This window comes from Synechococcus sp. RS9907 (assembly GCF_014279615.1).
Taxonomy (GTDB): Bacteria; Cyanobacteriota; Cyanobacteriia; order PCC-6307; family Cyanobiaceae; genus Parasynechococcus.
This window is the reverse complement of the sequence record NZ_CP047944.1, coordinates 2,558,044-2,581,635: the sequence shown is the minus strand read 5'-3', so window position 1 is coordinate 2,581,635 and position 23,592 is coordinate 2,558,044. Positions and strand designations below refer to the sequence as shown.

Genomic DNA, 23,592 nt, shown 5'->3' with positions numbered 1-23,592 from the left:
AACCCAGTGCTCATCACAGTTTTTGATGAGCCAGGGCTGAGGAGAATTTTTCACAGGATGGGGAGTGAGACCTTGTTTTCCCCTTCTTCACAGCGGGTGGAAAGCTCGCGCGGTAAATGGGTGGATAGTTTTCGCCTGTTTTCCACAGCGTGTTGGGATGGTTTTCGGGCGTCTTCCGCAGCCGCTTTGTCGGTTGGTTTTGTCTTGCGGCCATAAAAAAGCCCCCTGAAGGGGGCAGAAGTGCGTTGATGCAAGACGGTGTGTCAGAAGCCCATCACGCTGGCGACGGTGCCCAGATCGGGACTGAGGTCGGTGTGGAAGGCGGCGTCGTTGTTGCTGATGGCGCAGTCGGGATCCTTGAGGCCGTTGCCGGTCAGAACGCAGACCACCGTGGCGCCGGCTGGCACTTCATCTTTGCGCTTGAGCAGGCCTGCCACAGAGGCAGCGCTGGCGGGTTCACAGAAGATTCCCTCCTGGCCGCCAAGCAGCTTGTAGGCCGAGATGATCTCCGCGTCGGTCACATCCAGGAACGCGCCATTGCTGGCTTCGCGAGCTGCCAGGGCCTTGGCTCGGTTGACCGGGTTGCCAATGCGAATGGCGGTGGCGATGGTTTCGGGGTCCGTCACCGTGGTGTTGTTCACCAGAGGGGCGGATCCGCTGGCCTGGAATCCCATCATTCGGGGCAGGCTGCGGCTCCTGCCGGCCTGTTGATATTCCTGGAAACCCATCCAATAGGCGGTGATGTTTCCGGCGTTGCCCATGGGAATGCACAGCCAGTCGGGTGCATCACCGAGGGCATCCACGATTTCGAAGGCCGCCGTTTTCTGGCCCTGCAGCCGGTAGGGATTCACCGAGTTCACGAGGGTGACGGGATACTTCTCTGCCGCTTCGCGAACGATGTCGAGGGCGCGGTCGAAGTTGCCGCGGATCGCCAGGACCTCAGCGCCGTACACCAACGCCTGAGCCAGTTTTCCCTGGGCGACATAGCCGTCCGGGATCAAGACGAAGGCACGCATCCCACCCCGCCGGGCATAGGCCGCAGCCGCAGCGCTGGTGTTGCCCGTGCTGGCACAAATCACCGCTTCACAACCGGCTTCCTTGGCTTTGCTGATGGCCATGGTCATGCCTCGGTCCTTGAAGGATCCCGTGGGGTTCAGGCCGTCGTATTTCACGAACACCTTCACGCCCTTGCCGATCTGTTCCGCAACTGATGGAACGGGGATCAGAGGGGTGGCGCCCTCACGCAGGCTGATCACCGGGGTCGCATCGCTGACCGGAAGCCAGCTGCGATAGGCCTCGATCAGTCCAGGCCAGTCCTGCATCACAGGGGTGGCAGTGAAACGCCGACGGAGGTTCTGAAACAGGGACACCGGCTGGGATGGGGGGATTGCCGGAATCTAGGCGGCGTCCGTTCAGGGCTTGGTCAGGGTTGCGCTTCCTTCAATCCGTCCAAGGGGGAGTCGGAGAAAAACTGCACCAGACCGGCGATGGATTCCGCTTTTTCGATCACTCCAAACAGAGCCGGAAGATTCACCGCCATGACGGCATTGGGGTAGCCCTTCAAAAAGCTCACTGCCGTGAGGCCATCTTCGCTTTGCAATCCACTGATCACTCCGGCGCGGATCGCCGGAACACTCACCTCTGGTTCCGGTGTGTAGATCGGATGAATGATGCGTGCGACACGACGCAGGATGGCTTCACCGATCCGTGTGTTGATCAGACGGCTTGTGAGCACCAGGGGAAGCTCAAGGCTCTGGTTGAGCATCTGCGCCACCTCGTTGGGGTCCTGCGCGGAGAGCTCCAGCAGGTCCTCCAGCAGACCAGTGGCATCCCCGGTTTCGGCGAGGTGTTCGATTTCTTTCACTGGAATGGAGCGGCGGAAGGCACCACTCACCAGGGCGACCTCCGTGGCGGCATGCAGGGGTTGCATGACGCAGCTCAAACTCAGCCCAAGCCCTGCCGCCATGGCCAGCAGAGAGGAACGGGTGAAGGGCTTGGGGAGCATCACGCTGAAGGTGTTGGCCGGAAGTTAGGCCGGAACTCCAGCAGCGACCCGTACCAGGCGGACAACTCCCCGTTCGGCCAGCCCCTGAGCCACCTTGAAGCCCATTCGCCGGGTGTCTGGTTCATTGAGCACCCTTGGCATTCGACGCAGCAGAAGCTCAGGGGTGAATCCCGGCAACGATTGCAACACCTGGATCAACTCCCGCACCGGCTCCAGTTGCATCAGTGGATCGGAGAGCCCGGGAGGTGTCTGGGCAAGGGCGGAGGGTTGCAGTCGTTTGGGGAGCCGTCGACCCAGGCGTTGCATCGTCGACCAACCCAGAGCATCCAGACGATCAACCGTGGCGGTCACCAGTTGATCCCGAAGCAGTCCTGCCTTGGGTGAGAACAGGAAGTCGAGCAGTTGATCGAGCAAGGCCTCCAGATCCAGCTGGGCCTGGCTTGCAGCGCTGGACACCAGATTTTCCAGACGGGTCCAACGGAACGCGTCCCCGTCGAACAGCATCTCTTTAAGGCTCTGACGCAACTGGGGATCGGGATCCTCCATCAGCCGCCTGGCGAAGTAGGGGTAGGCAGCACCGAGGATCTTGAAGTTCGGATCAACACTGAGGGCGATGCCTTCCAGGGTGACCAGTGATCGAATGATCAGGGCGTAATAAGGCGGCACCCGGAAGGGGAATTTGTACATCACACCCGACATGTCGTCGGTGACCGCTTTGAAATCCATGCGGTTGACGCCGGCTTCCAAGGCCTGGCTGAAGACCTTTTCAAAGGCGGGAACAATCGGTTCCAGGTTCACGTCTTCCGCCAGGAACCCCAGGGTGACGAAGTCTTTAGAGAGCTTCCCGAAGTTCCGGTTCACCAGATGAACCACGGCCTGAATCAAGCCGGTGCGTGACTCGCGGCTCACTTCGCTCATCATCCCGAAGTCGAGATAACAGAGGCGACCGTCCTCCAGAGCCAGGAGATTGCCGGGGTGGGGGTCGGCATGGAAGAAGCCATGCTCCAGCAACTGTTGAAGGCTGCAGTTCACGCCCACTTCCACCATGTCGTCCGGGTCCACACCGAGCTCGCGAACCGCATCAAGGTTGGTGAGCTTGACGCCGTCGATCCACTCCATCGTCAGCACCCGGCGGCTGGTGGCGTTGCGATAGATCGTCGGAACGGCGATGCGAGGGTTGTGTTGATGCAGCTCAGCGAAGGTCTCAGCGTTCGAGGCCTCGTTGAGGTAATCCATCTCTTCGAACACCCGTCGCCCCAGTTCATCGATCAGGGCGACGAGGTCGCTGCGGATCAATCCGATGTTGCTGTTCAACCAGGCGGCGATGTTGCGCACGATGTACAGATCCAGGGTGATCTGTTCGCGCAGCCCCGGGCGCTGCACCTTCACCGCGACCCTGGCGCCACCCTTGAGGGTCCCCTTGTGCACCTGACCCAACGAAGCGGCTGAAATCGGTTCCCGGTCCAGCTGCTCGAAAATGTCATCCACTGGTGCGCCGAGGTCTTCCTCGATGCAGGCCATGGCCAGGCCGCTGTCGAAGCCGGGCAGTTGGTCCTGGAGCTGGGCCAGTTCCTCCAGCAGCAACGGGGGGACGATGTCCGGTCGGGTGGAGAGCGCCTGGCCGGCCTTGATGAAGGCGGGACCAAGATCCACGAGAAGTTCAGCGCATTCGCGCGCTCGAGCCCGGGCCCGTTCCTCATCCTTCAGCAACTGGAAGATCCAGTCGAAGGCGACGCCCAGCAGCAACAGGCCGATGGGTACGAGGGTTTGCCAGAGCCGGCGGATCAGCCGCTGGGGATGACCGGCATAGATACGTGTGATGGCGGTGGGGTCGTACTCGAGCAACCCTGCGGCTTCGATGAAATCCCCGAGCTCCTGCGCCATCAATTCATCGGGATGTCCGACACCCCTTCTAAACGAACCGAGCTGCCGCTACGGTCGGCATCATCACAGGGCTGGACGTGCTCACCGGTCTGCTGCTGCAGAACATCGCTCTGATTGAGAGTCTTGAACTGGAGTTCAGCTCGGGTTTCACGGTGCTCACCGGTGAGACCGGCGCCGGTAAATCGATCCTTCTTGATGCCCTCGATGCGGTGCTGGGTGGAGCGCAGGGTTCCAGCGGCGTTCGTCTGCTGCGGACGGGTTCCGATCGCGCCAGGATCGAGGCTGCGTTTCAACTCAACTCAGCCCTGGAGCAGTGGCTGATCGCGGCGGAGTTTGACCCCGAAGAGGAGCTTCTGATCAGCCGCGAGTGGAAACGGCAGGAGGGTGATCGTTATTCCAGTCGCTGTCGGCTGAATGGCAGCACGGTGAACCGTCAGCAGTTGCTTGAGCTGAGGCCGCTGTTGATTGATCTCACGGTTCAGGGACAGACCCAGTTGTTGTCGCGGGCGGGGCAGCAACGGCTCTGGCTTGACCGTCTCGGTGGATCGGCATTGGCTGAGCTCAAAGTTCAGGTGGCTGATGCCTGGACCGAATGGCGCCAGGCCGCAGATGCCCTGACGGCACTTGAGCAGGAGCAGCAGCGCTCCGAACAGGAGCAGGCTGAACAGGAAGAGCAGTTGGAGCAGCTGCAAGCTGCCGATCTCGACGACCCCGACGAGCAGCAGCGGCTGGAACAGGATCAAGACCGCCTCGTCCATGGCGTGAGGCTGCTGGAGGGTTTGGCCTTGCTGTTTGGGCGTCTCCGCGACGGTGTGGATCAGGCGCCTTCCCTGCAGGAACATTTCGCGGCGTGCATCCAGGAGCTGCAGGCCATGGCGCAGCTGGATGGTTCGCTTGAGCCCCTGCGTGATCAGGCGCTGGATCTCGAAGCAGGTGTGGACGGTTTGTTGCGCTCCCTCGATCAATACGGTCTGGCGCTGGAGAGCGATCCAGACCAGCTGGAGCGGATTCAGGAGCGTCTGTCGGTTTTAAAACGCCTGCAGCGCCGTTATGGCCTTGATCTGGCCGGTTTGATTCAGCGGCGCGACGAGTTGCTTCATCGTTTGGGATCGGAAGGCTTCGCGGCGGATCTCGCCCGCCTGCAACAGGCCGAGACTTTCTGTCGCCAGACGCGTGATCAGGCCAATGCGGCCCTGCGTCGCGAGCGGTTTAAGGCGGCGGAGGCCTTAGAAGCCTCGTTGCTGAAGCTGTTGCCACCCATGGGCCTGGCCAACGTGCGCTTCAAGGTGGATCTCACCCCCTGTGATCCGGCTGAGCATGGGGCGGACGCTGTTCAATTCCTGTTCTCCGCCAATCCCGGCCAACCGATGGCACCGCTAACGGAGGTGGCCTCCGGCGGTGAGATGTCCCGTTTTCTGCTCGCACTCAAGACCACCCTTGCCGCTGTGGATGGGTCCAGCACGCTTCTTTTTGATGAGATTGATGCCGGGGTCAGTGGACGCGTCAGTGGAGCGATGGCCGATCTGCTTCAGACCCTGGCCCGTCAGCGTCAGGTGTTCTGCGTCACCCACCAACCGCTTGTGGCAGCGGTTGCCGATCACCATTTCCGGGTGAGCAAGCATGTGGAAGACGGTGTAACCCACACGCGAGTGTCCCGACTGCGGGACACTCAGGAACGCCGCCAGGAGCTGGCAGACCTCGCTGGTGGCGAACAGGCTGATGCCTATGCAGCAAGCCTGCTGGACCAGCGAACAGCTTGAAGGCTTCGGTTCTTCCTAAGCTCCTGAGCTTTCCAACGGGTCCTGATGGCGCGAGCTGCTGCCAAGATCGCTGACTCAGCTGGCCCGCTGGCGACTCAGGACGATGTGATTCGAGTGAGGGGTGCGCGGCAGCACAACCTCAAGAACGTCGACGTCACCATTCCCCGCAACAAGCTGGTGGTGTTCACCGGGGTGAGTGGCAGCGGCAAGAGTTCACTCGCCTTCGACACGATCTTTGCGGAGGGACAGCGCCGCTACGTCGAAAGTTTGTCGGCCTATGCCCGCCAGTTTCTCGGGCAGGTGGACAAGCCCGATGTCGATGCCATCGAGGGGCTGTCTCCGGCGATTTCGATTGATCAGAAATCCACCAGTCACAACCCCCGTTCCACGGTGGGCACCGTCACGGAGATTCAGGACTACCTCCGTCTGCTGTTCGGCCGTGCCGGCGAGCCCCACTGCCCCAAGTGTGGCCGTTCGATCAAGCCGCAGAGCATCGACGAAATGGTCGATCAGATCCTGCTGTTGCCGGAGGGAACCCGCTATCAGTTGTTGGCGCCGGTGGTGCGCGGCAAGAAGGGCACCCACACCAAGTTGATCAGTGGTTTGGCGGCGGAAGGTTTCGCCCGGGTGCGCATCAACGGTGAGGTGCGCGAGCTGGCCGACAACATCGAGCTCGACAAGAACCACAGCCACAACATTGAGGTGGTGGTCGATCGTCTTGTGGCCCGTGAGGGGATCCAGGAACGGCTGACCGATTCGTTGCGAACGGCCCTCAAACGCGGCGATGGTCTGGCATTGGTGGAGGTGGTGCCCAAGAAGGGGGAGGAGCTTCCCGAAGGCGTTGAGCGGGAGCGTCTCTACTCCGAGAACTTCGCCTGCCCCGTGCACGGCGCTGTGATGGAGGAGCTGTCACCGCGACTGTTTTCGTTCAACAGCCCTTACGGCGCCTGTGAGGCATGCCATGGCATTGGCCATCTGCGCAAGTTCACCGTGGATCGGGTCATTCCGGACCCAACGCAGCCGGTGTATTCCGCGGTGGCGCCTTGGGCAGAGAAGGACAACAGCTACTACTTCTCCCTGCTGTATTCGGTGGGTGAGGCCTTCGGTTTTGAGATCAAGACCCCATGGAATGAACTCACGGATGAACAGCGGGATGTGCTGCTCAACGGAAGCCGCGAACCGATTCTGATCCAGGCCGACAGCCGTTATCGCAAGGGGCAAGGGGGATACACCCGGCCCTTCGAAGGCATTCTTCCGATCCTCGAGCGGCAGCTCCGCGATGCCAGTGGTGAAGCCCAGCGCCAGAAGTTGGAGAAGTATCTCGAGCTGGTTCCCTGTGAAGCCTGTGGCGGACAGCGGCTCCGCCCTGAAGCCCTGGCGGTGAAAGTGGGGCCGTACCGGATTCCAGAACTTACGGCCGTCAGCGTCGGTCAGACCCTGGAACGGATCGAAAAACTGATGGGTGTGGGCGCCTACGAGGGTTCAGAGCCCTTGCTGAATGCCCGTCAGATCCAGATCGGTGATCTGGTGCTCAGGGAAATCCGCCTTCGTTTGAAATTCCTGCTTGATGTTGGTCTCGACTACCTGAGCCTTGATCGACCGGCGATGACGCTCTCCGGCGGTGAAGCCCAGCGCATCCGTCTCGCAACCCAGATCGGTGCTGGTCTCACTGGGGTGCTGTATGTGCTCGATGAGCCAAGCATCGGCCTGCATCAGCGGGATAACGACCGTCTTCTGAACACCCTGGTGCGGCTCAGGGATCTTGGAAACACCCTGGTGGTGGTGGAACACGATGAAGACACCATCCGTGCTGCCGATCACGTGGTGGACATCGGCCCTGGTGCCGGCGTCCATGGGGGTCACATCGTTGCGGAGGGAAGTTTCGATGACCTGGTGGCGAGCAGCGAATCCCTCACCGGCGCCTACCTGAGCGGCCGTCGCTCGATTCCAACGCCGGCTGAACGCCGCCAGAGCGGTTCGCGCTCACTCAAGTTGATTGATTGCAACCGCAACAACCTCAAGAACGTTTCGGTTGAGTTTCCCTTGGGTCGGTTGGTGTCGGTCACCGGGGTGAGCGGCAGCGGCAAGAGCACCCTGGTGAATGAGCTCCTGCACCCGGCTCTTGAGAACGGCCTGGGTTTGAAGGTGCCCTTCCCGCAGGGTCTGGGTGAACTGCGGGGGTTGAAGTCGATCGACAAGGTGATCGTGATCGACCAGAGCCCGATTGGACGCACGCCCCGCTCCAATCCAGCCACCTACACCGGTGCTTTTGATCCGATCCGTCAGGTGTTCGCCGCCACGGTGGAGGCCAAGGCCCGCGGTTACCAGGTGGGTCAGTTCAGTTTTAACGTGAAGGGTGGCCGCTGTGAGGCCTGCCGTGGTCAGGGCGTGAACGTGATTGAGATGAACTTCCTGCCGGATGTGTACGTCCAGTGCGATGTCTGCAAGGGCGCCCGGTTCAACCGCGAAACCCTGCAGGTGAAATACAAGGGCTACACCATCGCGGATGTGCTGCAAATGACGGTGGAGCAGGCCGCTGAGGTGTTTGATGCCATCCCTCAGGCGGCTGATCGCTTGCGCACTTTGGTGGATGTGGGCCTGGGCTACGTGAAGCTCGGCCAGCCGGCGCCAACCCTCTCGGGGGGTGAGGCCCAGCGGGTGAAGCTGGCCACGGAGCTGTCACGGCGGGCCACCGGCAAGACCCTTTATCTGATTGATGAGCCCACCACCGGCCTCAGCTTCTACGACGTGCACAAGCTGATGGATGTGATGCAGCGGTTGGTGGACAAGGGCAATTCGATCATCTGCATCGAGCACAATCTTGACGTGATCCGCTGCAGCGACTGGATTATTGATCTCGGCCCTGAGGGCGGTGACAAGGGTGGCGAGATCCTGGTCACCGGCACTCCAGAAGAGGTCGCCAAGCACCCCACCAGTCACACCGGCCGCTACCTGGCTCGGGTTTTGGAGCAGCATCCCCCGGAACTCCCCGTTTCCCTGGCGGCCTGATGGCCCGACTTCGCACCCACCTGGCGGCTCTGGCGTTTGGCATGTCAATGGCCCTCAGTGGAGGGCCTGCTTTTGCTTTGGAGCGGTTCGTGTTGCGTCTGCCGTTTCTTGAGACGGAGATCACGATCAACTTCGCTGATGGGGAGTCGGCTGAACAACTGATTCAGGCCAGTCCGGATCTGCAGGATCTGGAACTGGCCAGTGGTGGCAAGTTGTTGCCGCTGCTGCGTCAGGTGTTCCTTATGCCGCTGCCTCTGGAGACCAAGGCATTGCTGGCGGGATCGACCGGTCAGCCGCTGCTGGAGCAGGCCCTCCATGCGGCGACGCAGGTTGTGTCTCTTGAAGGGGTTGAGCTGGACGACAGCGGGCGGATGCTGACCGAAGCCCTGATTCGTGCTGAACGCCGGGGGCAACCCAACATTCTTGGCTTTTTCAGGGAGTTGCCTGGAGAGCAGGCATCGATCGATTTATCCCGCCTCGCTGAGGTGGCCAACCGGCTTAAAACCAATCTTGAGGAGGGGGTTGCCCTGGCCCGTTCCCTTGAGGCTGCATCCGCGACGGCCGCTCTGCGGGAGCCACTGCGCTCCGGTTGGTCCCGTGAGGTGGTTCAGGTTTCCGTGCCCCATCGGCCCAAACCCTTGCGAGTTCTGACGCTTCAGCCTGCAGCGCCAGCCAACGGACGTTTGGTCGTGATCTCCCACGGGCTCTGGGACGATCCGGAATCCTTTGAAGGTTGGGGTGAGGTGCTGGCTGCCCATGGCTACACCGTGCTGCTGCCAGACCACCCCGGCAGTGATTTCAATCAGCAGAAGGCGATGCTCGCCGGTGATGCGCCGCCGCCTGGGCCTGAAGAGTTGCGGCTTCGGCCCCTTGATGTGTCCGCTGTGTTGGATGCCATCAGTGCAGGGCGTCTTCTGTCTGGGGCCAGGTTGAACACCGATGCCGTTGCGGTGGTGGGCCACTCTTGGGGAGCCACCACCACGCTTCAGCTGGCTGGTGGTGTTCCTGTTGATTCCAGGCTCAAAGCCCGTTGCAACGACCTCAAGGATCCGGAGCGCAACATCAGCTGGGTGCTCCAGTGCAGTTGGCTTTCGGGGGTGAACCAGGCCGCTGTTGCCGACCCAAGGGTCAAGGCTGTTGTGGCCGTCAGCCCGCCCTTGCGTCTTTTATTCGACGGCAGTCGCCTGGAGAGCCTTCCAGCCAAGTTGTTGCTGATCAGCGGTACCCGCGATTGGGTGGTGCCTTCGGGCCCGGAAGCGATTGCTCCGATGCGTGAGAGCAAGGCCGTGCGCTTGGGTCACCGCTTGGTTTTGGTGCAGGGGGCAGACCACTTCAGCCTTCGCAGTTTTCGCGGTGAGCCGTCCCCGGCACAGGTTGGGCCGGTCATCCTTGGCTGGATCAACGAGCAGCTTGAGGTGGATGGCGCCGTCAGCTTCTCTGGGGGTGGTTGGGGTGATGAGCAAAGCAGCCTTGTCGATGTCAGCGACCGCCTCTGACGTTGCTGGCTTGTTACATCAAGCCGAGGGCATGCGTGTTGTCCCTTGGGTCCAGATCCATTGCACGACAACACGACTCCGCTTTTTGATTCGGTTTGATTGGTTGGTCTTCTAAGGGTTTTTTTATTTTTCACTCCTTCTTCCGCCTCTAAAGAAAAAACAACGGCACCGAATCTGCGTCCCGTTGTTGTTTGTGAGTGGAGCGAATGGGGATCCGGTTGTTGCATCTGCACCTTCACGGTCTGTTTCGTTCCCATGAGCTCGAACTGGGGCGGGATGCTGATACCGGTGGTCAGACGTTGTATGTGCTGGAGCTCGTGCGCAGCCTGGCGCAGCGGGCTGAGGTGGAGCAGGTGGATGTGGTCACCCGGCTGATTCAGGACCGACGGGTTGATCTCGATTACAGCCAACGGGTTGAAGACATTGCTCCAAGAGCCCGCATCCTGCGCTTTCCCTTTGGTCCGAAGCGTTATCTCCGCAAGGAGCTGCTTTGGCCCCATCTCGAGGAGCTGGCTGATCAGCTGGTGGAACATCTGAGCCAGCCCGGTCAGAGGGTCGATTGGATTCATGCCCATTACGCCGATGCCGGTCTGGTGGGTGCTTTGGTCAGTCAGCGGTTGGGGATTCCGCTTGTTTTTACGGGTCATTCCCTCGGCCGGGAGAAACAGCGTCGTCTCCTGGCCGGTGGCTTGGATCGCTCTCAACTTGAGCAGACCTATGCCATCAGCCGACGCATTGACGCCGAAGAGCGTGCTCTGGCCCAGGCGGATCTGGTGATCACCAGCACCCGTCAGGAGGCGGATCAGCAGTACTGCCGCTACGGCCACTTTCGGGCGGATCAGGCGGTGGTGGTGCCCCCTGGCGTTGATGCTTCCCGGTTCCATCCCCACGGTTCATCGCATGAAGGCTCCGCATTGCAAAGCCTGTTGCAGCCTTTCCTCAGGGAGCCGGATCGTCCGCCCCTGCTGGCGATTTCCCGTGCGGTGCGGCGCAAGAACATTCCCGCTCTGGTGGAAGCCTTTGGTCAGTCGCCGGTGCTGCGGCAGCGTCACAACCTGGTGCTTGTGCTGGGCTGTCGGGATGACCCGCGTGAGCTCGAGAAGCAGCAGCGCGATGTGCTCCAGCAGGTGTTCGATCTGGTGGATCGTTTCGATCTCTATGGCCAGGTGGCCTATCCCAAACAACACAGCCGTGCCCAGATTCCTGCCCTTTATCGCTGGGCGGCGCGTCGTGGGGGGCTGTTTGTGAATCCGGCGTTGACCGAACCCTTCGGACTCACCCTTCTGGAGGCCGCGGCCTGTGGTTTGCCGATGGTGGCCACCGACGATGGCGGTCCACGGGACATCCAACACCGTTGCGACAACGGTCTTCTGGCGGACGTCACCGATCCCGGGGCACTTCAGGAGGCCCTGGAATTGGCCGGCAGTGATCGCTCCCGTTGGCGCCGTTGGAGTGACAACGGGGTTGAGGCCATCAGTCGGCACTTCAGCTGGGATGCCCATGTGTGTCAGTACCTCGCTCTGATGCAGCAGAAAGTTCGCGTGTCACCTGTGCGTGGAATGTCGGTGGTGCGGCGGCCCAGCCCCGTCTCCAGGCTGTTGGCGCTGGATCTCGACAGCTGCTTGGAGCTTCCGGAGGAACGCTCCCTGGCGCATCTGCGCGATCGGCTTCAGGCCGCACCCTTCGCTTCGTCAACAGGCTTGGTGATCCTCACGGGGCGGTCGCTGGATCAGGCGCGCCAGCGCTACCAGGAGTTGCACCTTCCCGACCCCAAGGCCTGGATCTGCCGGGCCGGAACCGAGATTCACCACAGCTCGGATCGCGAGGAAGATCCCGTGTGGGCGAAGCGCATCAGCCAAGCCTGGAATCGTGAGGCTGTGCTCGCAGCGATGGGTCAACTCCAGGAACACCTTCAGCTTCAGGACCCGGATCATCAGAGTCCCTTCAAGGTCAGCTACCTGTTGCGTGCTTCCAACCGCGGCCTGATTGGTTTGGCCCGTCAGTGCCTGCGCCGCCATGGTCTGCAGGCGGAACCTCAGCTCCGTTGCCATTGGTTTTTGGATGTTCTTCCCCAACGCGCGTCCCGTAGTGAGGCCATCCGTTTTCTGGCCCAGTCCTGGCAGCTCCCCCTGCAGCAGGTTCTGGTGGTGGCCAGTCAGCAGGGGGATGGAGAGTTGCTGGATGGTTTGCCCGCCACCGTGGTTCCTGCGGATCACGATCCCTGCCTGTTGGGCCAACGGACCCAGCAGCGGGTGTACGTCTCGAAACGCCCCAGTGTTGGAGCCGTGCTGGATGGCTTAACCCACTACCGGTTTTCAGGCAGCCGTTGATCCTGGAATCACGGTCACACAGGCGGCTGCCCTGTCGGCTTTTGCTTGTGCTTCCTTCCGATCTCCTCCCCTTGCCAGGGCCACACCCATGCGTCGACCGGGCCGGGCTGTGGGCTTGCCGAACAGCAGCACTTGGGTGTCAGCTTCCGTGAGCGCTTGTTCGACCCCCTCAAAAGCCACGGAGTCCATGTTCGTTTGGGCCAGGATCACGCGGCTGGCGGCCGCATCAGCTGCCGTGATGGTGGGGATCGGCAGACCGAGAACAGCGCGTAGGTGCAGTTCGAACTCGCTCAGGTTCTGGCTGATCAGGGTCACCAGGCCAGTGTCGTGCGGCCGGGGCGACAGTTCAGAAAAAATCACCTCATCGCCACAGAGGAAAAATTCCACCCCGAAGAGACCGGCACCGCCCAGGTTGTCGGTGACGGTTTTGGCCATGGCCTGGGCCTGACGCAGTTGTTGGTCGGTGAGTTGAGCGGGCTGCCAGCTGCATTGATAGTCCCCTCCCTCCTGCTCGTGGCCGATCGGTGCACAGAACAGGGTTTCGCTATTGCGCTGACGGATGGTGAGCAGGGTGATCTCCAGATCGAAATGGAGAAATTCCTCCACGATCACCTGGGTTGAGGTGCCCCGGGCGCCGGCCATGGCGGCCTCCCAGGCCTTGGGCAGATCGTCTGCACAGGTCACCACGCTCTGGCCTTTGCCGGAGGAACTCATCACCGGTTTCACCACGACGGGCCAGCCCAGGGGTTCCGCCACTGCTGTGAGTTCCTCAGCACTGGAGGCATAGGCGAACCGGGCGGTGCGGAGACCGAGTTCGCCGGCTGCCAGGTCGCGGATGCGGTCTCGGTTCATCGTGACGGCCGTCGCGCGGGCTGTGGGAATCACGGTGATCCCCTCTTGTTCGAGTTCCGCCAGGGCATGCACGGCGAGCGCTTCGATCTCCGGGATCACCACGTCGGGTTGGTGGCGCCTGACCACCTCCAGCAAGGCATCGGCATCGGTCATCGGCAGCACTTCGGCCACGTCAGCCACCTGCATGGCCGGGGCAGCGGCATAGCGATCGCAGGCGATCACCCGGCAGCCAAGCCGTTGGGCAGCAATGGCCACCTCCTTGCCCAGCTCCCCGCTGCCCAGCAGCATCACGGTGCGTGGAAACGACGGCATGGTGATCCTTGAATGGCCTGCCTGCATCATCAATCAACGCAAGTCCTGAGACTTTCCGCAGCCTGGGGTGCAGCGCCTGATCTCCCGCTAGGTCAAGGATGCGTTCTTGATTGAGTCCAGTGCTTCGGGCGACGTTGTTGGCGGTTCTTGCTGGAGCCTGTCTCCAGCTTGAGCCTGTTCAGGCCAGGCCTGCGGATCCGATTCCACCGGTTGCCCCCTGGCTCAGTGATGCGGAGGCACTGGCCTTGCTGCCCGCTGCTGTTCGTTCCCGTGCCAAGAAGCAGCTGGTGCTGCATCGTTCCAGCCGTCAGCTGCTTCTGCTGGAGCACGGGCAGCTTCGTTTGCGTGTGCCTGCTGCTGTTGGCACCCAAGGCTGGGAGACACCTCTCGGCGAGCATCGGGTGCTGTTCAAAGCGGTGGACCCCGTCTGGCGGCATCCCGGCACCGGTGCTCTTGTACCCCCCGGAGGCCGCAACCCCCTGGGATCACGTTGGATTGCCTTCTATCAGGACTGCTCCAATCCCGGTGGTTGGGATGGCGAAAAGGTGGTGCAGGTCCGCGGCTGCTCCCACGTCGGCCTGCACGGCACGCCCCACCGTTGGACTGTCGGACGGGCCGTGTCCCATGGATGCGTTCGCTTGTATGACGAACACATCCGCAGGGTCTTTGACCTTGTGGACGTGGGAACGCCGGTGGTGGTCCTGCCTTGATGGTTGTGTCGTGACAGACCGAGGCACAAAAAAGGTGGCATGAAAAAAGCCCTGGGTTAACCCAGGGCTTGGTGGACGTGTTTTGTCGTTCTGCCGTTAGATCACCAGAGTCCCTGGACGGGAGCAGCAGGAGCGGGCTCTTCAGCCTTGGCGGTGTAGGCCTGGATGCAGGCCGGGGTGTTCATGTACCAGCTGAGCAGCGAGGTGTCCTTGTGGAAATCACCTTGCACCTCGGCATTGCAGACCTTCATGGCACCTTGCAGGCGCTGGTCGGTCGGCAGCTTGGCCATCATTCCGTAGCTGGAGAGCTTGCCATCTTCAGCATCGAGAATGATGGAGCTGCGAACGGCCTGCAGATCGTTCTGCTGGCTGTAGTACGGGTGATAGTTGCCGTTGATGCTCTCCTTGAGGAAGGCCTCGCCTTCTTCTGAGTAGAGGAAGCGAGTGACGTCAGCAACGTCGACGTCGTATTGCTTCTCCAGACCCACCTCGAGTTCTTCGCGGGTCCAACCGGAGAGATCGCTCAGATCCTGAGGAACGGGATTGGAGACGGCCTTTTTGCCACCGATGGGCAACAGCACGTTGGAGCGAACGAAACCGTTGGTGACGGTGCGGGCGGTTTGTTTGGGGGCGGCGAAGCTGGGGAGGCCAGCAGCGGCGACCATCAGGCCGGCACCGGTGAACAGAAGTGCTCTGCGCATGAGCTGCAGTTGATTTGCCTTCGAACCGTCGCCAGACCGTTGGCGCAGTGGCCCAGAACCACAGGGTTTTTTTCCTTTTAAGAGAGCGTTAACGAAAAACGGGAATGCTGTCTTTTCTCTGCCGGAAGGGTTCTTGTCTTAAGATTCTCTTCCAATTCTCGTTTTGATTGCTTGCTGGGTCTGTTTGCCGCGTTGCTTGTGCCGATGTCGGGTGTGGTGACCCAGGGCGTCGAACAGGACCATCCAGCCTTGGACATCTCCTGTCGTGTGGGTCGCCCGGTGCGTGCCGCCCATGACGGGGTCGGTCGGAGTCGCTGGACAGCCACCCACGGATGGACGTTTCATCTGGCCGGGGCAGGGATCAAGACGCGTTACAGCCATCTCAACGCTGGTGCCCCAGCAGGCTCCTATGACCGCGGCCAGATCATTGGTCTTTGCGGCAACACGGGCCGTTGGTCGACCGGGCCTCACCTGCACTTCGAAGCAGAACCCCTGCATCTCCTGGACGTGCTTGAGAGCCCCAGTGCAGAGCAGCTGAAATCGATGGAGCAAACCCCTCAATGGCGTCAGCGCTCGGTGGAAGCGAGCCGCTGAGGGCTCAATTCGAATCGGTGCTGCTCTGACGGCGCACTTCGCCGATCAGCCACACGCCCATGAATCCAAGCGACGACACACCGAAATAGATCAGCACCCACCGCAGAACCCGATCAGGATCTGCAGCGGCGCTGGCGAGCAGCTCAGCGGTTTTGGCAAGCAGGTTGTCCATTAGTTCTGAAGATCGGGGATCAGCGTGAGTTGGCGGACCGGCGATTCTTCGCTGACGAAACCCCAGGCTTCAAACACGGTGGGATCGGGATGCGTGATGCGCTGCTCCGTCCCCTCGCGTTCCAGTTGGAACCCCTCGCTTGACATGCGCCGCATCAAACTCGCTGACTCCTCAAAACGGGCAGCCATCGCCTCGAGGCTTGAGCAGTCAGCGGTGAGACCGGATTCACGCCAGGTGAAGTAGGTCATCCTGCTTTGCCGCCTCAAAGCATGACTTTAAGGGATGCAAGCGGTGCAAAGCATTCGTCCTGGATATCAAAAATCCTGTGAGTACCGACTGTGTCGTTCAGGCCTCCCTTGATTCAGGGAACTGCGTTGTGATCACTCCAAATTCTTAAAAATGTCGCTCTTTTTTTGCATCGGTGTCAACTTTTCTCAGACGTATTGACTTTGTGCGGGGGGAACCAAGTGCAACTTCATTGACAATCTGAATCACTGCATCCTTCAGCCCACTTCAAAGTCATAGTCCTCAGGATTGGATAAAGATCAGCGCTCAGGGACGCAGCACCAGTCCGAGAATCACCAGCCCTGCTGTGACGAGCCAGAACGCGGGCACCACGCTTCGTTCATCGGTGCCTCCCAGCTCAAAATGGTGATGCAGTGGCGCCATGCGGAACACCCGTCGCCCCTGTCCATCAGGGCCTTTCGTGGCCTTGAACACCCAAACCTGGATGATCACGGAGAGGGATTCCGCGACGAAGACGCCTCCCATCACCAGCAGGGGCCAGAGGCTGTTGGACAACAGAGCCACACCGCTGAGGGCGGCCCCCATCGCCAGGGATCCCGTGTCGCCCATGAAGGCCCGAGCCGGGTTTCGGTTGTGCACCAGAAACCCAAGCCATGCCCCGGCCATGGTCATGCAGAAGCCAGCCAAGGCGGGATCTCCGTTGTCTCCCCGGAGCATTAGTTGAAGTGCCAGACCGGTAAATACCAGTGCTCCGCAGCCGCTGGCCAAACCATCCAGGCCATCGGTGAGGTTGGTGGCGTTGCTTTCCGCCAGAACGACAAACAGCCCCAGCGGCCAGATCAGAAGTCCCAACGGCAGTTCAAGGCCAAAGGGCAAAGCAATGCTGCTGCTGATCCAGCCCTGCCAGGCAGCGATGGCCAGAAAGGCTGCAGCCGCCATGGCTTGCAGCAGTAATTTCCCTCGTGCCGTCAGGCCTGTGTTGGTGTGTTTGGTGAGGCTGCTCCAGTCATCGATGCCGCCGATCAGCATGAACGCCAGGGTCAGGGCTGCCAGGCTGAGCAGTTGCTGTGACGCCACGGCGTCCCGTGTGATCAGACTCCCGAGAATGACCCCGACGGGAACCACCAGAAGGCCCCCCATCGTTGGAGTTCCCGCCTTGCTCTGATGAGCTTTGGGGCCCTCCTCACGGATGAACTGCCCCATCTTCAAGCGACGCAGAAGGGGGATGCCCACGGCTGCAGTCGCTGTTGCGCAGACCGCTGTAATCAAGAGCGGCAGGCTCAGCTGCGAATTGGGGATCCATTTGTCGGCTGCAAAGCTGGTCATCAAGACCACCAGCATCAGCAAGCTGGCACTCAATGAGCCGTTCTCCCACCAAGGACGGTGGTTCGAATCCCTGGATTGCAAAGCGGCACTGGACTGGTCGCTGGGACCCTAGGTGAGTCGCTCAGTGGCGACCAGTCAGTGCTTGGGGGACATCAGTCCTCCCACTGCTCCTCGTTTTGCTCGTCATCCTTGTTGTAATCCTCTTTCTCACCCATGAGCGCGGAGAGTTCCTCCTCTTCGACGGTGCTCACTTCAGGTGAACCGGATTCTTCGTCGGCAACGAGACGGCCGCTGGTTTCCAGCCAAGACAGAAGGTCAGGCTCCTCACGCAGGGGCAGCACGGGTGCCGGGTCGCGGCGCCCGTAGCGGGTGAGGGACGGGTTGACGCTGTCCAGGGCGTTTAAATCAACCAGAGCGCTCATGCAGGGAGGGACGCGGGCCAATCAACCAAGATAGACCATGTGCTGTTTTCGGGCCGGCCCTGAATAAATCTGCGCTGCTTGTTCTTTTGTGGGGCCTGGCCCTGACGATCAGTGCTGGCCTGCATTGGTGGGGCTTGCAGCGGCCTGAACCGTTGCAGACTTCCTGGACCCTGGCGCTGTTGCTGGTCTTTGCCCCGGCTGTGGGGTTGGCTGCATGGTTGCTTGTGGCTTCGCCAAAGGTGGCGGCCGGCGAGACGAGAGAATCAGACGATTGTGATCAGGAGACCCATTGATGGGCCGCGCCAAGAAGGTGGTACTCGCCTATTCCGGGGGAGTGGATACCAGCGTTTGCATTCCGTACCTCAAGCAGGAATGGGGTGTGGAGGATGTGATCACCTTTGCCGCTGATCTCGGCCAGGGCGATGAGCTGGAGCCGATCCGTCAGAAAGCGCTGGATGCCGGTGCCAGTCAGTCGCTGGTGGGTGACCTGATCGAGCCCTTCATCAAGGATTTCGCCTTCCCGGCGATTCGTGCCAACGCCCTTTACGAAGGCCGTTACCCCCTCTCCACGGCTTTGGCGAGGCCTCTGATTGCCAAGCGCCTTGTGGAGGTGGCCCGGGAGGTTGGTGCCGATGCTGTCGCCCATGGATGCACAGGCAAGGGCAACGATCAGGTGCGTTTTGATGTGGCCATCGCTGCATTGGCACCGGATCTCAAGGTGCTCACTCCTGCCCGTGAGTGGGGCATGAGCCGCGAGGAGACCATTGCTTACGGCGAACGCTTTGGTCTGCCCGCACCGGTGAGCAAGAAGTCGCCTTACTCGATCGATCTCAATCTGCTGGGCCGAAGCATTGAGGCCGGACCCCTTGAAGACCCGATGGTGGCTCCGCCGGAGGAGGTGTTTGCGATGACGCGATCGGTGGAGGCTGCTCCGGATGCCTCCGAAGAGATCGAGATTGCCTTTGAAGCAGGCAATCCTGTGGCGATCAACGGTCAGCAGCTGGACCCGGTGGCCTTGATCCGTGAAGCCAACCGTCTGGCGGGCACCCATGGCATCGGCCGTCTCGACATGATCGAGAACCGCGTGGTGGGCATCAAATCCCGGGAGATCTACGAAACGCCCGGCCTTTTGTTGTTGATCCAGGCCCACCAGGAACTGGAAAGCCTGACCCTGGCCGCCGATGTGCTGCGCAGCAAGCGGCAATTGGAAATGCAGTGGGCCGATCTCGTCTACCAGGGCCTTTGGTTTGGCCCTCTCAAGGATGCTCTGGATGGCTTCATGGACCGCACCCAGACCACCGTCAATGGTGTCGTTCGTCTCCGGCTGCACAAGGGAACGGCCACGGTCACCGGCCGCGGCTCAGCAGACAGCAGCCTGTACGTCCCCGAAATGGCGTCCTACGGCAGTGAGGATCAGTTTGATCACCGCGCTGCGGAGGGCTTTATCTACGTCTGGGGTCTGCCAACCCGACTCTGGTCAGCATCCCAACGCCGTTCAAGCTGAGCGCTGCCGCTTCTGCAGGAAGTTGAGAAGCCTCAGGCCCGGAAAACGCACAACGTTGTCCGGTTCTGGGCTTCCAGGCAGGGCTGGCTGAGGTCGTTCGATCTGGTCTTGATCAACCTGTTCAGCCAGCAGTTGATAACGCTCCATCAACGGCTCAAGCCGCTGTTGGAAACGGCGTTCAAAGACATCCGGCAGTTCGGCCAAAAGTTCGTTGTAGGCCTCTATCTCGCCCTCGAGCTCTGAAATTCTCTGTTTCAGCAACCGAATCACTTCAGCGTCGCCATGACGCTCGTTCCAAATAGGTTCGGTTGGTTGAGAGTGGTCGTGTTTCGAATCCATGGGCGGACGGTATCGCCCACCCACGAATCCAACAATGCTGATCAGTCAGCTGATGCAGCGGCTTCGGCTTGTTGCTGTTGAGCAGCTTCGCTGCCCGGCATCACCCGAGGTGCGGGAAGGGGACCTTCCTGCTTCACGGTCAGGTAGCGGATCACATCCTCACTGAGGCGCATTGCCTTCTCGAGAACAGCAACGTGCTGGCCATCACCGTTGTGGCTCAGTTGCACGTAGATGCCTTCCTTGTGCTTCGCAATCGGATAGGCCAGACGGCGCTTGCCACGCATCTGGTTGTCCAGCACGTCGGCACCAGCTTCCACGAGCATGTCGCGGTACTTGGTGAGATGGCTTTCAACTTCCTCCTCCGGAATGTCCGGACGAAGGATGTACATGGTTTCGTAATACGGATCGTGCGTCATGGGCAGCACCGAAGGGGCATCAGGCTCACCGAAGTGAGCGACGGATCCAACACCTTATCCCCTGGCCTGCCCCCGAAGATTCAATAGAGCTGCATGCGTACGGCCTGGCTGATGCCGGGGAGGTCCGGTTCGCGCCCGCGCCAGCACTCCACCAGGGCGAACAGAAGGATCGCCAGCACCGCCACCACGACCGTGCTGGACAGGGTGCTCAGCAGCAGGCTGCCTCCGGCAATGGGTTGGAGAAGGATCCCAAACGCGAAGCTCAGCACAACGATGACGATGTCGGTCAGCAGGGCCTGCAGGGTGTTGAAGCGCAGGAAGTAGGGAACGGCCGGATTCCGCACCACCGCCAGAAACAGCACGAAGAACAGCAGCAGGCCACCGAAGGGAACCCCCCGATCCAATTGGATCAGTGGTACCGCGGGAATGGTCAACAACCTGAGCAGAGGGATCTGGTTGAACACGCCGTCAGCCCCGAGGCCAAAGGGAATGGCGTCACTCCAAGGGAGCAGGTACACCAGCGGTGCAAGAAGCCGCTGCCAGAGGGGAATCTGCACGGTGGAGCTAGGGATTGTTGGGACCTTAGGTCGCAAGAGCAGTGGCGGCGGCGCTGCGCATCGCCGCGACAGGAACGTCGTCGCGTCCACTCCAGAGCCGCAGCGAGGCAGCGCCCTGCTGCACCAGCATCTCGAGACCATCGATGCAGCGGTGACCCCGTTGTTGCCCAGCGGCGAGCCAGCTGGTGGGCCTTGGTGTGTAGATCAGGTCGTACAACACCGCTTCTCCGTTCAGGTTTGTCCAGAGCTCGGCCCCCAGTGGCATCGCCTCGGGGTCACCGTGCTGGGCCATGCCCACCGGGGTGGTGTTCACCACGAGAGCCGCTTGAGCCACGTTCTCGTTGAGCTGAACAGCGGTGTCGAGACAGGCCGTCAGAGGGGCGTGGCTCTGCTGCAGATCAGTGATGAAGGCTTGCAGTGCCTCGCTGCGCCGTCCCACAACGGTGATGCTGCTGAGGTTCAGGGTCTGCAGACCGGCGACCACGGCTCGAGCTGATCCGCCGCAGCCGATCACCACGGCATGGCGTCCGGCCCAGGCGTCGTTGGCACCGAGGGGCGCCAGAAAGCCCTCCACATCGGTGTTGGTGCCGAACCAGCCACCACCCGCTCCCGGAATCAGGGTGTTGACGGCACCGAGCCGTTTCGCCAGTGGGCTCAGCTCTTCGCAGAGCTCGGCGATGGCTTGTTTGTGGGGGATGGTGACGTTGAGGCCCTGGCAGTCAACTGCCCTGAGACCCTTCAGCACTTCATCAAGGTTTTCGCTTGTGCAGGGCATGGCCAGGTAGCGCCAGTTGAGCCCCATGCTTTCGAGGGCGGCGTTCTGCATCACCGGCGAAAGCGAGTGGCGCACTGGATTGCCAAGCAGGCCCACAAGGCTGGTGTCGCCGTTGATCATTGCCAGGGCCGGATCGCTCCACCAGCCTGCCTGTTCGGGAACCACACCTCGCCTGTCACCGGGTCTGCTGTGGAGGATGAGCCCATTCAAATCACCATTTCTGGAGGTGGGCACCGATGGGCAAGGTTGTCGGCATTGACCTTGGCACCACGAACAGTTGTGTTTCCGTGATGGAGGGCGGCAAGCCCACCGTGATCGCGAACGCCGAGGGCTTCCGCACCACGCCCTCCGTGGTTGCTTACACCAAGAACCAGGATCAGCTGGTGGGTCAGATCGCCAAACGTCAGGCGGTGATGAACCCGGATAACACCTTCTATTCCGTCAAGCGTTTCATCGGCCGTCGGGTTGATGAGGTGAACGAGGAATCGAAAGAGGTGAGCTACGGCGTCGAAAAGGCCGGCTCCAACGTGAAGGTGAAGTGCCCGGTTCTCGACAAGCAATTTGCGCCTGAAGAGGTGTCCGCCCAGGTGCTGCGCAAGCTGGCCGAGGACGCCGGTAAGTACCTCGGTGAAACTGTCAGCCAAGCGGTGATTACCGTTCCCGCCTACTTCAACGACTCCCAGCGCCAGGCCACCAAGGACGCCGGCAAGATCGCTGGCCTTGAGGTGCTGCGCATCATCAACGAGCCCACCGCTGCGGCTCTGGCCTACGGCCTCGACAAGAAAAGCAACGAGCGCATCCTGGTCTTCGACCTGGGCGGTGGCACCTTCGACGTGTCCGTTCTGGAAGTTGGCGACGGCGTGTTTGAGGTGTTGTCCACCGCTGGTGACACGCACCTCGGTGGTGACGACTTCGACAAGGTGATCGTTGATCACCTGGCCGAGACCTTCAAATCCAACGAAGGCATCGATCTGCGTCAGGACAAGCAGGCCCTGCAGCGCCTCACCGAAGCCGCTGAAAAAGCCAAGGTGGAGCTGTCCAACGCCACCCAGAGCGAGATCAACCTGCCGTTCATCACGGCCACGCCTGAGGGTCCCAAGCACCTGGATCTCACCCTCACCCGCGCCAAGTTCGAGGAACTGGCCTCCAAGCTGATCGACCGCTGCGCCATGCCTGTGGAGCAGGCGCTCAAGGACGCCAAGCTCTCCTCCGGCGAGCTGGACGAGATCGTGATGGTGGGTGGTTCCACCCGCATTCCGGCCGTGCTCGAGCTGGTGAAGCGCATCACCGGCAAAGACCCCAACCAGACGGTGAACCCCGATGAGGTGGTGGCTGTCGGTGCTGCCATTCAGGGCGGTGTGCTGGCCGGCGAGGTGAAGGACATCCTTCTGCTCGACGTCACGCCCCTCTCCCTGGGTGTGGAAACCCTCGGCGGTGTGATGACCAAGATGATCACCCGCAACACCACGGTTCCCACCAAGAAGACCGAGACCTACTCCACGGCTGTGGATGGTCAGACCAACGTGGAAATCCACGTGCTCCAGGGTGAGCGCGAGATGGCATCCGACAACAAGTCGCTTGGAACCTTCCGTCTCGATGGCATTCCCCCGGCTCCCCGGGGCGTGCCTCAGATCGAAGTGACCTTCGATATCGACGCCAACGGCATCCTCAGCGTCACCGCCAAGGACAAGGGCAGCGGCAAGGAGCAGTCCATCTCGATCACCGGTGCGTCGACCCTCTCGGATTCCGAGGTCGACAAGATGGTCAAGGACGCCGAGGCCAACGCCAGCGCTGACAAGGAGAAGCGTGAAAAGATCGACCTCAAGAACCAGGCCGAAACCCTCGTCTACCAGGCTGAAAAGCAGATGGGAGAACTGGGCGACAAGGTTGATGCTGACGCCAAGGCGAAGCTGGAGGAGAAGCGCCTCAAGCTCAAGGAAGCCACCGAGAAGGACGACTACGACGCGATGAAGACCCTGCTGGAGGAACTGCAGCAGGAGCTCTACACCGTGGGTGCATCCGTCTATCAGCAGGAAGGGGCTGCCGCTGGTGCTGGTGCGCCTGGTGCTGACGCCGGTGCCGGAGCCAACGGCGGTGGTGGCGATGCCAGTGACGACGTCATCGACGCGGAGTTCACCGAGACCAAGTGAACGGGTGATTCCCCAACGCACTAGGGCCCTGA

The 23,592-nt window shown here is 61.2% G+C and carries 21 protein-coding genes; 8 read left to right on the top strand and 13 right to left on the bottom strand.

Features of this window, described 5'->3' with window-relative positions; all coding sequences use genetic code 11:
- Positions 1 to 263: 263 nt before the first annotated feature.
- From thrC to SynRS9907_RS13900, 3 genes are all read right to left on the bottom strand, one after another.
- On the bottom strand, positions 264 to 1,322 hold the full coding sequence (gene thrC, locus SynRS9907_RS13910) for a threonine synthase (RefSeq protein ID WP_188022502.1): 1,059 nt from the start codon (positions 1,320 to 1,322) through the stop codon (positions 264 to 266).
- A 101-nt stretch (positions 1,323 to 1,423) separates the two neighbouring features.
- Positions 1,424 to 2,005 (bottom strand): alpha/beta hydrolase, encoded by a 582-nt coding sequence (locus SynRS9907_RS13905; protein ID WP_188021402.1) that lies wholly within the window; start codon positions 2,003 to 2,005, stop codon positions 1,424 to 1,426.
- Positions 2,006 to 2,029: 24 nt separating this feature from the next.
- Positions 2,030 to 3,889, bottom strand: coding sequence for an AarF/ABC1/UbiB kinase family protein (locus tag SynRS9907_RS13900; protein WP_188021401.1), 1,860 nt, complete (start codon positions 3,887 to 3,889; stop codon positions 2,030 to 2,032).
- A gap of 77 nt (positions 3,890 to 3,966) precedes the next feature.
- Between SynRS9907_RS13900 and recN the strand changes: the two genes are divergently transcribed.
- From recN to SynRS9907_RS13880, 4 genes are all read left to right on the top strand, one after another.
- Positions 3,967 to 5,649, top strand: coding sequence for a DNA repair protein RecN (gene recN / locus SynRS9907_RS13895; RefSeq protein ID WP_188021400.1), 1,683 nt, complete (start codon positions 3,967 to 3,969; stop codon positions 5,647 to 5,649).
- Between the two features lie 45 nt (positions 5,650 to 5,694).
- Complete coding sequence (gene uvrA, locus SynRS9907_RS13890) at positions 5,695 to 8,658, top strand: excinuclease ABC subunit UvrA (protein ID WP_188021399.1); 2,964 nt, start codon at positions 5,695 to 5,697, stop codon at positions 8,656 to 8,658.
- Positions 8,658 to 10,154, top strand: a complete 1,497-nt coding sequence (locus tag SynRS9907_RS13885) for an alpha/beta fold hydrolase (RefSeq protein ID WP_188021398.1) — start codon at positions 8,658 to 8,660, stop codon at positions 10,152 to 10,154. Before uvrA ends, SynRS9907_RS13885 begins: the two co-directional genes overlap by 1 nt.
- Before the next feature lie 206 nt (positions 10,155 to 10,360).
- Positions 10,361 to 12,484 (top strand): HAD family hydrolase, encoded by a 2,124-nt coding sequence (locus SynRS9907_RS13880; protein WP_188021397.1) that lies wholly within the window; start codon positions 10,361 to 10,363, stop codon positions 12,482 to 12,484.
- Here SynRS9907_RS13880 and purT read toward each other — a convergent pair.
- Positions 12,470 to 13,648 carry a formate-dependent phosphoribosylglycinamide formyltransferase gene (gene purT / locus SynRS9907_RS13875; protein WP_188021396.1) on the bottom strand — a complete coding sequence of 393 codons (1,179 nt, stop codon included), beginning with the start codon at positions 13,646 to 13,648 and terminating at the stop codon, positions 12,470 to 12,472. The genes SynRS9907_RS13880 and purT overlap by 15 nt on opposite strands.
- 137 nt (positions 13,649 to 13,785) lie before the next feature.
- On the opposite strand from purT, the gene SynRS9907_RS13870 reads away from it, so the two are divergent.
- Positions 13,786 to 14,358, top strand: a complete 573-nt coding sequence (locus SynRS9907_RS13870; protein ID WP_255445936.1) for a L,D-transpeptidase — start codon at positions 13,786 to 13,788, stop codon at positions 14,356 to 14,358.
- A gap of 101 nt (positions 14,359 to 14,459) precedes the next feature.
- On the opposite strand, the gene SynRS9907_RS13865 is transcribed toward SynRS9907_RS13870, so the two are convergent.
- Positions 14,460 to 15,059: an alpha/beta hydrolase gene (locus SynRS9907_RS13865; RefSeq protein ID WP_186509498.1), complete on the bottom strand. Its 600-nt coding sequence runs from the start codon at positions 15,057 to 15,059 to the stop codon at positions 14,460 to 14,462.
- A gap of 171 nt (positions 15,060 to 15,230) precedes the next feature.
- Between SynRS9907_RS13865 and SynRS9907_RS13860 the strand changes: the two genes are divergently transcribed.
- Complete coding sequence (locus SynRS9907_RS13860) at positions 15,231 to 15,653, top strand: M23 family metallopeptidase (RefSeq protein ID WP_186509497.1); 423 nt, start codon at positions 15,231 to 15,233, stop codon at positions 15,651 to 15,653.
- Positions 15,654 to 15,657: 4 nt separating this feature from the next.
- Here the strand turns inward: SynRS9907_RS13860 and SynRS9907_RS13855 are convergent, their stop codons facing one another.
- From SynRS9907_RS13855 to SynRS9907_RS13840, 4 genes are all read right to left on the bottom strand, one after another.
- Entirely contained in the window at positions 15,658 to 15,825 is a 168-nt protein-coding gene (locus tag SynRS9907_RS13855; protein ID WP_170951322.1) for a hypothetical protein, read from the bottom strand.
- Positions 15,825 to 16,073, bottom strand: a complete 249-nt coding sequence (locus SynRS9907_RS13850; protein WP_186509496.1) for a hypothetical protein — start codon at positions 16,071 to 16,073, stop codon at positions 15,825 to 15,827. The genes SynRS9907_RS13855 and SynRS9907_RS13850 overlap by 1 nt, the downstream gene beginning before the upstream one ends.
- Before the next feature lie 304 nt (positions 16,074 to 16,377).
- On the bottom strand, positions 16,378 to 17,412 hold the full coding sequence (gene mraY / locus SynRS9907_RS13845) for a phospho-N-acetylmuramoyl-pentapeptide-transferase (RefSeq protein WP_255445935.1): 1,035 nt from the start codon (positions 17,410 to 17,412) through the stop codon (positions 16,378 to 16,380).
- 137 nt (positions 17,413 to 17,549) lie between these two features.
- Positions 17,550 to 17,819: a DUF3134 domain-containing protein gene (locus SynRS9907_RS13840; protein WP_006850710.1), complete on the bottom strand. Its 270-nt coding sequence runs from the start codon at positions 17,817 to 17,819 to the stop codon at positions 17,550 to 17,552.
- A 292-nt stretch (positions 17,820 to 18,111) separates the two neighbouring features.
- Between SynRS9907_RS13840 and SynRS9907_RS13835 the strand changes: the two genes are divergently transcribed.
- A complete protein-coding gene (locus SynRS9907_RS13835) occupies positions 18,112 to 19,323 on the top strand; it encodes an argininosuccinate synthase (RefSeq protein WP_114988802.1) in 1,212 nt (403 codons plus the stop codon).
- Here SynRS9907_RS13835 and SynRS9907_RS13830 read toward each other — a convergent pair.
- The 4 genes from SynRS9907_RS13830 to SynRS9907_RS13815 form a co-directional block, all read right to left on the bottom strand.
- Positions 19,315 to 19,662 (bottom strand): hypothetical protein, encoded by a 348-nt coding sequence (locus tag SynRS9907_RS13830; RefSeq protein WP_223157665.1) that lies wholly within the window; start codon positions 19,660 to 19,662, stop codon positions 19,315 to 19,317. The genes SynRS9907_RS13835 and SynRS9907_RS13830 overlap by 9 nt on opposite strands.
- Before the next feature lie 41 nt (positions 19,663 to 19,703).
- The gene (gene rpsF / locus SynRS9907_RS13825) at positions 19,704 to 20,078 is read right to left on the bottom strand and encodes a 30S ribosomal protein S6 (RefSeq protein ID WP_114988800.1); all 375 of its coding nucleotides are present in this window, start codon (positions 20,076 to 20,078) and stop codon (positions 19,704 to 19,706) included.
- An 80-nt stretch (positions 20,079 to 20,158) separates the two neighbouring features.
- Entirely contained in the window at positions 20,159 to 20,671 is a 513-nt protein-coding gene (locus tag SynRS9907_RS13820; protein WP_255445934.1) for a Tic20 family protein, read from the bottom strand.
- Complete coding sequence (locus SynRS9907_RS13815) at positions 20,661 to 21,530, bottom strand: shikimate dehydrogenase (RefSeq protein ID WP_188022501.1); 870 nt, start codon at positions 21,528 to 21,530, stop codon at positions 20,661 to 20,663. The genes SynRS9907_RS13820 and SynRS9907_RS13815 overlap by 11 nt, the downstream gene beginning before the upstream one ends.
- 116 nt (positions 21,531 to 21,646) lie before the next feature.
- On the opposite strand from SynRS9907_RS13815, the gene dnaK reads away from it, so the two are divergent.
- The gene (gene dnaK, locus SynRS9907_RS13810; protein WP_188021391.1) at positions 21,647 to 23,560 is read left to right on the top strand and encodes a molecular chaperone DnaK; all 1,914 of its coding nucleotides are present in this window, start codon (positions 21,647 to 21,649) and stop codon (positions 23,558 to 23,560) included.
- The last annotated feature ends 32 nt before the right edge of the window (positions 23,561 to 23,592 follow it).

Bases quoted from the DNA above. Each gene is read 5' to 3' on its own strand.
- SynRS9907_RS13850 (WP_186509496.1), bottom strand. From the start codon at position 16,073: ATGACCTACTTCACCTGGCGTGAATCCGGTCTCACCGCTGACTGCTCA.
- SynRS9907_RS13855 (WP_170951322.1), bottom strand. From the start codon at position 15,825: ATGGACAACCTGCTTGCCAAAACCGCTGAGCTGCTCGCCAGCGCCGCT.
- mraY (WP_255445935.1), bottom strand. From the start codon at position 17,412: ATGCTGGTGGTCTTGATGACCAGCTTTGCAGCCGACAAATGGATCCCC.
- uvrA (WP_188021399.1), top strand. From the start codon at position 5,695: ATGGCGCGAGCTGCTGCCAAGATCGCTGACTCAGCTGGCCCGCTGGCG.
- purT (WP_188021396.1), bottom strand. From the start codon at position 13,648: ATGCCGTCGTTTCCACGCACCGTGATGCTGCTGGGCAGCGGGGAGCTG.
- SynRS9907_RS13835 (WP_114988802.1), top strand. From the start codon at position 18,112: ATGGGCCGCGCCAAGAAGGTGGTACTCGCCTATTCCGGGGGAGTGGAT.
- SynRS9907_RS13840 (WP_006850710.1), bottom strand. From the start codon at position 17,819: ATGAGCGCTCTGGTTGATTTAAACGCCCTGGACAGCGTCAACCCGTCC.
- thrC (WP_188022502.1), bottom strand. From the start codon at position 1,322: ATGCAGGACTGGCCTGGACTGATCGAGGCCTATCGCAGCTGGCTTCCG.
- SynRS9907_RS13900 (WP_188021401.1), bottom strand. From the start codon at position 3,889: ATGGCGCAGGAGCTCGGGGATTTCATCGAAGCCGCAGGGTTGCTCGAG.
- dnaK (WP_188021391.1), top strand. From the start codon at position 21,647: ATGGGCAAGGTTGTCGGCATTGACCTTGGCACCACGAACAGTTGTGTT.
- SynRS9907_RS13815 (WP_188022501.1), bottom strand. From the start codon at position 21,530: ATGATCAACGGCGACACCAGCCTTGTGGGCCTGCTTGGCAATCCAGTG.
- rpsF (WP_114988800.1), bottom strand. From the start codon at position 20,078: ATGACGCACGATCCGTATTACGAAACCATGTACATCCTTCGTCCGGAC.
- SynRS9907_RS13880 (WP_188021397.1), top strand. From the start codon at position 10,361: ATGGGGATCCGGTTGTTGCATCTGCACCTTCACGGTCTGTTTCGTTCC.
- SynRS9907_RS13905 (WP_188021402.1), bottom strand. From the start codon at position 2,005: ATGCTCCCCAAGCCCTTCACCCGTTCCTCTCTGCTGGCCATGGCGGCA.
- SynRS9907_RS13865 (WP_186509498.1), bottom strand. From the start codon at position 15,059: ATGCGCAGAGCACTTCTGTTCACCGGTGCCGGCCTGATGGTCGCCGCT.
- SynRS9907_RS13830 (WP_223157665.1), bottom strand. From the start codon at position 19,662: ATGGATTCGAAACACGACCACTCTCAACCAACCGAACCTATTTGGAAC.
- SynRS9907_RS13885 (WP_188021398.1), top strand. From the start codon at position 8,658: ATGGCCCGACTTCGCACCCACCTGGCGGCTCTGGCGTTTGGCATGTCA.